5 protein-coding genes and 1 pseudogene are annotated in these 6235 nt (G+C 63.4%); all 6 read left to right on the top strand.

Annotation, left to right across the window (positions count from 1 at the left end; translation table 11 throughout):
• Positions 1-551 (top strand): pyridoxal phosphate-dependent aminotransferase (locus OR16_RS12975; RefSeq protein ID WP_006158415.1); only part of this gene is annotated, 551 nt, incomplete at its 5' end.
• A gap of 153 nt (positions 552-704) precedes the next feature.
• On the top strand, positions 705-1613 hold the full coding sequence (locus OR16_RS12970) for a prephenate dehydrogenase (protein ID WP_006158414.1): 909 nt from the start codon (positions 705-707) through the stop codon (positions 1611-1613).
• An 89-nt stretch (positions 1614-1702) separates the two neighbouring features.
• A pseudogene (gene aroA / locus OR16_RS12965) lies at positions 1703-2843 on the top strand (3-phosphoshikimate 1-carboxyvinyltransferase).
• A gap of 191 nt (positions 2844-3034) precedes the next feature.
• Entirely contained in the window at positions 3035-3697 is a 663-nt protein-coding gene (cmk, locus tag OR16_RS12960) for a (d)CMP kinase (RefSeq protein ID WP_006158412.1), read from the top strand.
• A 151-nt stretch (positions 3698-3848) separates the two neighbouring features.
• Positions 3849-5543: a 30S ribosomal protein S1 gene (gene rpsA, locus OR16_RS12955; RefSeq protein ID WP_006158411.1), complete on the top strand. Its 1695-nt coding sequence runs from the start codon at positions 3849-3851 to the stop codon at positions 5541-5543.
• Positions 5544-5575: 32 nt separating this feature from the next.
• Entirely contained in the window at positions 5576-6082 is a 507-nt protein-coding gene (locus OR16_RS12950) for an integration host factor subunit beta (RefSeq protein WP_006158410.1), read from the top strand.
• Positions 6083-6235: the final 153 nt, after the last annotated feature.

Below are 6235 nucleotides of genomic sequence, written 5' to 3'. Positions count from 1 at the left end.
CGGCCGATGTCGTGGTGGTGCTGGACGAGGCCTACAACGAATACCTGGACGACGCGCAGCAGTACGATTCGATCGCCTGGGTCCGCAAGTATCCCAACCTGCTGGTGTCGCGCACCTTCTCCAAGGCTTATGGCCTGGCCGGGCTGCGCATTGGCTACGCCGTTGCGCAGCCCGCGCTGACCGACCTGCTGAACCGCATTCGCCAGCCCTTCAACGTCAACAGCCTGGCGCAGGCCGCTGCGGTCGCGGCGCTGGGCGATGTGGCCTTCCTGCAGCGCAGCGCCAAGCTCAACCGTGCCGGTAAGGCACAACTCGTGGTGGCGTTCGAACGGCTGGGCCTGCAGTACGTACCGTCTTCGGGCAATTTTGTGCTGGTGCGCGTGGGCCAGGACGATGGCGCTGGCGCGCGCGTCAACCTGGCGCTGCTCAAGCAGGGCGTGATCGTACGGCCAGTGGGCAACTACAACCTGCCGCAATGGCTGCGCATCACCATCGGCCTGCCTGAGGAAAACGCGGCGTTTATCGTGGCACTGGAAAGGGCCCTGAAGTAAGCACTGCCGTGAGCGCTGCCGCAAGCAATGCCCCGGCCCCTCTGCTGGCCGGCGCCGTGCCGGATAGCGCAATGGCGCAATGGCGGCGCTACCGCTCGGCGGAGAAGTTACAATATCGGATTCCCGAACTTCCTTGCCTGGCAGCGTATCCCCGTGACCGTTCCTGCGTCCGCTCCATTTTTTTCCCGTGTCGTCATTGTCGGCGTCGGCCTGATCGGCGGTTCGCTGGCGCTCGCGCTCAAGCGCGCGGGTGCGGTTGGCACGGTAGTCGGTGTCGGCCGCTCGCAAGCCTCGCTCGAGCGTGCGCTCAAGCTGGGCGTGATCGACGAGGCAGCCACGCTGGAAGACGCCGCCAAGGGCGCCAGCATCATCGTGCTATGCGCGCCGGTGGCGCAGACCTTTGCGCTGCTCCATGCACTTGAGGCGCATCTGGAGCCCGCTACGATCATCACGGACGCCGGCAGCACCAAGTCCGATGTCATCATGGCGGCCAAGACCGCGCTGGGCGACAAGGCGGCCCAGTTCGTGCCGGCCCATCCCATCGCGGGCCGCGAACTGCATGGCGTGGAAGCCGCGCTGGACGATCTCTATGCTGGCAAGAAAGTCGTGCTGTGCCCGCTGCAGGAAAACGCCCGCATCGACGTGGCCGCCGTGCGCGCCATGTGGGAGATCGCCGGTGCCCAGTGCAGCGTGATGTCGGCCGTGCAGCACGATGCGGTCTTTGCCGCCGTCAGCCATTTGCCGCATTTGCTGTCTTACGCGCTGGTGGCCCAGGTGGCCAACGCCGAGGACGCGGCGCTCAAGCTTGATTTCGCGGGCGGCGGCTTCCGGGATTTCACCCGGATCGCGGCCTCCTCGCCGGAGATGTGGCGCGATATCTGCGTTGGCAACCGCGAAGCGATGCTGAGCGAACTCAGCACCTACCAGGCCATGCTGGCACATTTGAAGACGCTGATTGAAAACAGCAACGGCGATGGCCTGGAACGTATTTTCCAGCGCGCGAGCCAGGTGCGGCAGCAATGGGGCGCGCAGCGTGCGCCGGCTGTCAACGCCGAGCCCTGAGCACCACGCCAGTACCACACCAACGCCACGTCACCAACTAAAGCGGCGCGCCTTTTATCGAAAGCCGCCCGCCAACCAGCATGCAAGCCATGGAACATCTCACGCTCGGCCCCTTCACTCGCGCCTCGGGCACGGTTCGCCTGCCGGGCTCCAAGCCCCAACAAGGCAGCCGAGCTGTTCATGGGGAACGCGGGCACCGCGATCCGCCCACTCACCGCGGCGCTGGCGCTGCAGGGCGGCAGCTACAAGCTGTCTGGCGTGCCGCGCATGCATGAGCGGCCGATCGGCGATCTCGTCGATGGCCTGCGCCAGATCGGCGCCAGCGTCGCCTATCTTGGCACCGAGGGCTATCCGCCCTTGCAGATTTCTCCCGCGCAGATTCGCATCGATGCGCCGATCCGCGTGCGCGGCGACGTGTCCAGCCAGTTCCTGACGGCGCTGCTGATGACCTTGCCGCTGGCCGATGCCCCCGGCGACACCATCGAGATCCAAGTGGTGGGCGAGCTGATTTCCAAGCCCTATGTCGAGATCACGCTCAACCTGCTGGCGCGCTTTGGCATCGAGGTCAAGCGCGAGGGCTGGTCACGCTTTATCCTGCCGGCGCGTGCCGCATACCGCTCACCGGGCGAGATTTTTGTCGAGGGCGACGCGTCTTCGGCCTCCTACTTCCTGGCCGCTGGCGCTATCGGCGGCGGCCCGCTGCGGGTGGAGGGGGTGGGCATGGCGAGCATCCAGGGCGACGTCAAGTTTGCCGAGGCGCTCAACCGCATGGGCGCCAACGTGATGGCCGGCGCCAACTGGATCGAGGTCCGCGGCACCGAGCGCGACGATGGCCGCCTGCACGGCATCGAACTGGACTGCAACCATATTCCGGACGCCGCCATGACCCTGGCAGTGGCAGCGTTGTTCGCCGAAGGGCCCACCACGCTAACTAATATCGCCAGCTGGCGGGTCAAGGAAACCGACCGCATCAGCGCCATGGCCACCGAGTTGCGCAAGCTGGGCGTTGAAGTGGAGGAGGGCGCGGATTACCTGAAGGTGACGCCGCCGGCCCGATCCGCCTGGCAGACCCCGGCCGCTGGCATCGATACCTATGATGACCACCGCATGGCCATGTGTTTTTCGCTGGCCGCGTTCGGGCCGCTTCCGGTGCGCATCAACGAGCCCGGCTGCGTGGCCAAGACGTTCCCGGATTACTTCGAGGTGTTTGGCACGGTGGCGCGCGCATAAGTGACGCAAAAGGCAAGAGCGACGTGCACGATGCCGAACGACAGGGTCTTAGCCATGGTAGATTGCCTCGCAAAGATGTCGCTTGTTTGCTGCCCGGGCCCCGGAGTTTTGTCGGGTGCCCGCCATTGGCTACATGGTAATGATTCTCAATTGATTGAATAAATCAATATTTTGTTCTGCCTTAATAAACAATGACTATCGTCGACGTCATCACAATCGACGGGCCCACCGCATCAGGAAAGGGCACCGTAGCGCACAAGGTGGCCGATGCGCTCAGCTTCCACTTGCTGGACAGCGGTGCGTTGTATCGCCTGGTGGCGCTCGCCAGTGAACGTGCCGGCATCGACATGCAGGATGTGGAGGCGCTGGCAAGCCTGGCTACTCGCCTCGATGTGAAGTTCGGGCCTGACCGAGTCTGGTTGCGCGGCGAGGAGGTCAGCCTGGCCATTCGCGCCGAAGCCACCGGCAACCGGGCCTCTGCGATTGCCGTCCACCAGCCGGTGCGCGACGCGCTGACGGCGCTGCAGCGCGGTTTTCGCAAGTTGCCGGGCCTGGTTGCCGACGGGCGCGACATGGGCACGGTGATTTTCCCGGACGCCCGGCTGAAGGTGTTCCTGACGGCAAGTGTCGAGGCGCGCGCTCGCAGGCGCTATAAACAATTGATTGATAAGGGAATTTCTGCTAATATCGAAGACCTTTTGCGAGACCTTGAGTCGCGCGACCAGCGGGATCGTTCCCGCACGGCCGCGCCGCTGCGTCCCGCGGAGGATGCGCACTTGCTCGATACCTCCGACATGACGGTGGATCAGGCGGTGGCGCAGGTGCTGCAGTGGTACGGCGCGCCGGGTTCCTGACCCGCGCGAGTCCAGCCGCTGCAACATCGAAGTGCCGGCAGAACCTGCAAGCGCAGATCCACCGGTGTTGTTCAACCTGACCCCGCTGCCCGGTGCAGACTGAGCGCGATCCACGCGCCGGCCCGAGTACTGCGGATTGATACTCAAGTTTATGTCCGACCTGCAAACTAACGAATCCTTTGCCGCACTGTTCGAGGAATCCGTCGCCCGCTCCAATATGAAGGCTGGCGAAGTGATTTCCGCTGAAGTCGTGCGCATCGACCACAATTTCGTGGTCGTCAACGCCGGCCTCAAATCGGAAGCCTTTGTGCCGGTGGAGGAGTTCCTGAACGACCAGGGCGAACTCGAAGTGCAGGCCGGCGACTACGTCTCCGTGGCCATCGACGCGCTCGAGAACGGCTATGGCGACACCATCCTGTCCCGCGACAAGGCCAAGCGCCTGGCATCGTGGCTGAACCTCGAGAAGGCGCTGGAAGACGGCGAAATCATCTCGGGCACGGTCACGGGCAAGGTCAAGGGCGGCCTGACCGTCATGGTCAATGGCATCCGCGCGTTCCTGCCGGGCTCGCTGGTCGACGTGCGTCCGATCAAGGACACCACGCCGTACGAAGGCAAGACCCTGGAATTCAAGGTCATCAAGCTGGACCGCAAGCGCAACAACGTGGTGCTGTCGCGCCGCGCCGTTGTGGAAGCGACCCTGGGCGAAGAGCGCCAGAAGCTGATGGAAACCCTGAAGGAAGGCGCCATCGTCAACGGTATCGTCAAGAACATCACGGACTACGGCGCATTCGTGGACCTGGGTGGCATCGACGGCCTGCTGCACATCACCGACCTGGCATGGCGTCGTGTGCGTCACCCGAGCGAAGTGCTGTCGGTTGGCCAGGAAATCACCGCCAAGATCCTCAAGTTCGACCAAGAGAAGAACCGCGTCTCGCTGGGCGTGAAGCAGCTGGGCGAAGATCCGTGGGTCGGCATCTCGCGTCGTTACCCGCAAAGCACCCGCCTGTTCGGCAAGGTGACCAACCTGACCGACTACGGCGCGTTCGTTGAAATCGAAGCCGGTATCGAAGGCCTGGTCCACGTTTCCGAAATGGACTGGACCAACAAGAACGTGGCCCCGTCGAAGGTTGTCCAGCTGGGCGACGAAGTCGAAGTCATGGTTCTGGATATCGACGAAGACAAGCGTCGTATCAGCCTGGGCATGAAGCAGTGCAAGGCCAATCCGTGGGACGATTTCAGCCGTAACCACAAGAAGGGCGACAAGCTGGGCGGCCAGATCAAGTCGATCACCGACTTCGGCGTGTTCATCGGCCTGCCCGGTGGCATCGACGGCCTGGTGCACCTGTCCGACCTGTCCTGGCAAGAAACCGGCGAAGAAGCCGTGCGCAAGTACAAGAAGGGCGACGAAGTGGAAGCCGTGGTTCTGGGCATCGACGTCGACAAGGAACGCATCTCGCTGGGTATCAAGCAGCTGTCGGGCGACCCGTTCAACAACTTCATCTCGGCTAACGACAAGGGTTCCCTGGTCAACGGCACGATCAAGACTGTTGATGCCAAGGGCGCTGTCGTGCAACTGGCTGATGACGTCGAAGGCTACCTGCGCGCTTCCGAAATCTCGGCTGACCGTGTGGAAGATGCTCGCAACGTGCTGAAGGAAGGCGAACAAATCACCGCCCTGGTGGTGAACGTCGACCGCAAGTCGCGCAACATCAACCTGTCGATCAAGGCCAAGGACAACGTCGAGCAGCAAGAAGCCATGCAAAAGTTCGCTGCCGACACCGGCACGGCTGGCACGACCAACCTGGGCGCGCTGCTGAAGGCCAAGCTCGGCCAGGACAACCAGTAAGCATTGGTTCTTACGCCTGCTAGCGGATGCCCATGACCAAGTCCGAGCTTGTCGAAAAACTGGCTGCCCGGTTCCCGCAGCTGTTGCTGCGGGATGCGGACATCTCGGTGAAGACGATCCTCGATGCCATGTCCGAAGCGTTGGCCGATGGCCACCGCATCGAGATTCGCGGATTCGGCAGTTTTGGTCTGAACCGGCGTCCGCCGCGCGTGGGGCGCAACCCCAAGTCCGGCGAACGTGTGTTGGTGCCCGAGAAACGGGTGCCGCACTTCAAGGCGGGCAAGGAGTTGCGTGAACGAGTCGATCGCAGCCCGGCGCTGCCGCAGGCAGGTAGCGGCGGCGGTGCTGGCGCCAATGCCAACGCAAGTCACGTTGGCAACGGCAATGCGAATGGCAGCGTCAGTGGCAATGGCAGTAGCAATGGCCATGGCGCTGCGGCTGGTGCGGGCCATGTGCCCGCGCATGGCCCGGCGAAGCCGGCGGCGGTTGCCGGCAACACCCTGCATGATGATGGCGGGCTGAAACTGGCCCAGTCCTGAACCTGCTGTGTTTGGCTTGTAATGTGCCTGGATAGTCAAAAAAGCGCCCCTTATCGGGGCGCTTTTTCATTGTGCGGGCATACAAGACGTTACCGTTGGCACGAGGCGATTCCGCTACAATGCCGGGAATCCACCGAGGGGCGTCGCCCGCCG

Origin of the sequence: Cupriavidus basilensis OR16 (assembly GCF_000243095.1) — a bacterium.
In the GTDB taxonomy this organism is placed as follows: domain Bacteria; phylum Pseudomonadota; class Gammaproteobacteria; order Burkholderiales; family Burkholderiaceae; genus Cupriavidus; species Cupriavidus basilensis_D.
Note: the sequence above shows the minus strand (reverse complement) of the source record. Positions and strands in the feature narration are given on the sequence as shown.

Coding starts and splice junctions, on each gene's coding strand:
- OR16_RS12950 (WP_006158410.1), top strand. CDS start 5,576: ATGACCAAGTCCGAGCTTGTCGAAAAACTGGCTGCCCGGTTCCCGCAG.
- rpsA (WP_006158411.1), top strand. CDS start 3,849: ATGTCCGACCTGCAAACTAACGAATCCTTTGCCGCACTGTTCGAGGAA.
- cmk (WP_006158412.1), top strand. CDS start 3,035: ATGACTATCGTCGACGTCATCACAATCGACGGGCCCACCGCATCAGGA.